Genomic DNA, 3,094 nt, shown 5'->3' with positions numbered 1-3,094 from the left:
TAATTCTATTTTATCATAGGGTAACAAATTATTCCTCCAATTCTTGCCGCTCTCAATAAATTCTTTTAAACTATCGGCAATTAGAAAAACTTTTCTGTTTTTATCTAAATAACAAATCGGTGCATCACTTTCAATATCTGTTGTTGCACCGACAGTCCCCATATATCCACCTTGGCTGTCTATTGCCACAATGTCTACTTGGGGAACAGCGTAAAAGTCAACATTTACAATATCATCATCAAATATAAAATGAATACCATAATCATCTGCAAACTTTCGATATTCGTCTTTAGCGTTTGCAGGCATAGAGTATATTGTTGTTCCGGTAGGTATAACCCCAAAAACAGCTGTGCAACTATTTATTTGTGACATATCTAAAAAAATTTTATCCATTTTATCGCTTTTCAAAATTTCCACCTATGTTTCTCTTTATTATAAAAATATTAAATTCTGATTGGTGACACAATCTTATATAAATTTATCAGCCCAACGCAACAAGGTCAGACTTTTCATAACGATTGTGTCCTTGTAAACTCTTTTTATATTTCCAGCATATAATAGCTTCTTCCAAATTTCTTCCCTGATTGTCCGAAAAGAAATCACGAATATATGTATTATATTCAAATTGCCTATCTATCGTTGTTTTTTTCTTTTTCTTTTCTCCTAAAATCTGATAATATGCATTAATTGCTTCTCCGTAAGTCTTTCCGGCGTTACTTTTTAACCACTTTTGAAACAAAACATTAAAAGAAAAACTTTTACCTATTTTTTCCTTAAAAAAAGCTCTATGCTTTTCAGAACATACAATATTGGGTTCTATAACGGTATTCTCTGTAATTAGTCCAACACTTATCGTTGCCTTTCTTTTTGCGGAGGTTTTTAATACTTTCCCTGTATCAAGAAAATATGCAATCCTATTTGTAAGCTCTATCTTTCCGCCCGAAACAGGTAGATTGTTTTCCCTGCAAAAATTAGTCAATTCCTCCTTCAAATAATAAAAACTTCGAAAAGTTTCTCCGTCCAATTCTCTATTCAAATTCGGTCTTTCACTCATTTGTATTTCCTCCTACAACTTCCAGCTTTTATTTCTGTTTATTTTAAAAATGGGTAATTTCTACTTGGTCTGCACATTTTCTTTTGATAATTATGCAACAATTTGTCCGCAAAAAATTAATCAATAAATTTTACATTGTATTAAACATTATAATTAATTGCATATTGCAAGTCAAGCTATGGTGATTCATCATTTATTATGAGCAGTTGAAACTCAATTTCATTGACAGTTAGAGTAATATCAGCTTTAGGTTTTCTTGCGGTTTACGGGTATCGGGGTAAACAGAAAGACCCTTTAAGAAAGGGATTTCCTATCTCAAAGGGTAGTTTAACTAATCGAAGTTTACTGAAGTCTTTGCATCGAAAAATTCAAATAACGTATATATTCAACTACGTAAATCAATTATTTCTTTTGCACGATACAAAATTGGTAATTCTCTGTTTGCCACAAGCTTTCCTAATCTTGTATTTGCTCTATATTCGTACTCTTTTACCGCTTCTTCACGGAACATCTTTGTGCAGATTTGCGCCCAATATTAAAACTTTCGTCACTTTATCTACCTTACCAAGTCATTGCAAATTCTTGTTTAACAGGATTTGCAGGATCACCAATCATCGGGCTTGCTTTGTCAAGAGACTTGAGATTATCCATTTCATCTTCGGTAAGAGCAAAATCGAAAACATTGATGTTTTCTTTTATTCTGTTTTCGTGAACAGATTTAGGGATTACAACTACATCGTTTTGGATGTTATAGCGTAGTACAATCTGTGCAGGTGTTTTACTATACTTTTCGGCAAGTGCCTTTATCGCATTTTCCTCAAACATTTCATTTGCGTGCCCTTGACCGAGAGGTGCATACGCCATATGAGCAATACCGTATTTTTTCTCCCACTTGTGTTCATTTATACGCTGACAATAAAGGTGTGTTTCAATTTGATTTATGGCAGGCTTAATTCTGTTAAATTTGATTAAATCAATCAACCTGTCAGGGTCAAAGTTAGACACACCTATTGCTCTGATTTTTTCTTCATCATATAACTTTTCAAGTTCTCGCCAAGCAACATAATAATTGCCAAATGGCCAGTGAAGAAGAACCAAATCAAGATAATCGGTGTTTAATTTTTCAAGAGATGAAAGCACCGTTTATCTCGTATTTTCATATGAACGAAAATTAACCTTAGTTACAATAAAAAGTTCCTTGCGGGCAATACCGCTTGCTTTTATACCATTGCCGACTTGTTCCTCATTGTCATAGGCTTCGGCTGTATAAATCAATCTATATCCGTTTTTAATCGCAGTACATACTGATTTTTTACATTCATTTCCGTTATTCAGGAATGTACCATATCCGAGCATTGGCATTTTAATACCGTTATTTAATTCAATGTATTGCATAATAAAATCTCCTTTTGTCTAATTGAATATCACAATTTATCGTGATATAATCAGTATAACTTCTTCGAGTTACACGAAGTCAATACTTTTTAGGAGATTATTTTAATGTATTTAACTATAAAAGAATTTGCCAAAAAATTTAATATTACAGAGCATACTGTAAGATACTATACAGACATAGGTTTGCTCCCCTGCAAAAGAGACAGCGGAAACCGAAGAATTTTCGATAAAGAGTCAGAAAACTGGATGCAAGGCATAACTTGTCTTAAAGGCTGTGGCGCTTCTATTGAAGATATAAAGGAATACTGCCGGCTCTGCCTTTTGGAGAAAAACAAAGAAAACCTAAATGCCCGATACCAAATTATTCTCAAACAAAGAGAACAAGCCCACAAGCGAGTTGAAGAAGCAAAAGCAACTGCAAAATATATGGACGATAAAGTTAAGCATTATGAAGATATCCTTGCAGGCATAATTCCTGATGACTCTAATCCTAAAACTTGGACAGAACAAACTCGGCCGGACAATCATTAAAAAGTAATGTAAGGAATTTTTCGAGACCGCCGAAAAGTTTGTGTAAAAGTGAATAATAGACTTCCTTTCAAGCAATAATGGAAACAGAAAAATTAAAGCTTGAAAGGAAGTTTT

3 protein-coding genes and 1 pseudogene are annotated in these 3,094 nt (G+C 33.4%); 1 reads left to right on the top strand and 3 read right to left on the bottom strand.

Features of this window, described 5'->3' with window-relative positions; translation table 11 throughout:
- From BLP46_RS12660 to BLP46_RS12650, 3 genes and pseudogenes are all read right to left on the bottom strand, one after another.
- Positions 1-408 (bottom strand): hypothetical protein (locus BLP46_RS12660; RefSeq protein WP_092979406.1); only part of this gene is annotated, 408 nt, incomplete at its 3' end.
- 73 nt (positions 409-481) lie between these two features.
- Positions 482-1,054 (bottom strand): DUF6434 domain-containing protein, encoded by a 573-nt coding sequence (locus BLP46_RS12655; protein WP_092979404.1) that lies wholly within the window; start codon positions 1,052-1,054, stop codon positions 482-484.
- A gap of 561 nt (positions 1,055-1,615) precedes the next feature.
- Positions 1,616-2,410 (bottom strand): annotated as a pseudogene (locus BLP46_RS12650) (aldo/keto reductase).
- Positions 2,411-2,554: 144 nt separating this feature from the next.
- On the opposite strand from BLP46_RS12650, the gene BLP46_RS12640 reads away from it, so the two are divergent.
- On the top strand, positions 2,555-2,980 hold the full coding sequence (locus tag BLP46_RS12640) for a MerR family transcriptional regulator (protein WP_092979398.1): 426 nt from the start codon (positions 2,555-2,557) through the stop codon (positions 2,978-2,980).
- Positions 2,981-3,094 lie beyond the last annotated feature (114 nt).

Origin of the sequence: Ruminococcus sp. YE282, assembly GCA_900101355.1 — a bacterium.
Lineage (GTDB): Bacteria > Bacillota > Clostridia > Oscillospirales > Acutalibacteraceae > Ruminococcoides > Ruminococcoides bromii_A.
Note: the sequence above shows the minus strand (reverse complement) of the source record. Positions and strands in the feature narration are given on the sequence as shown.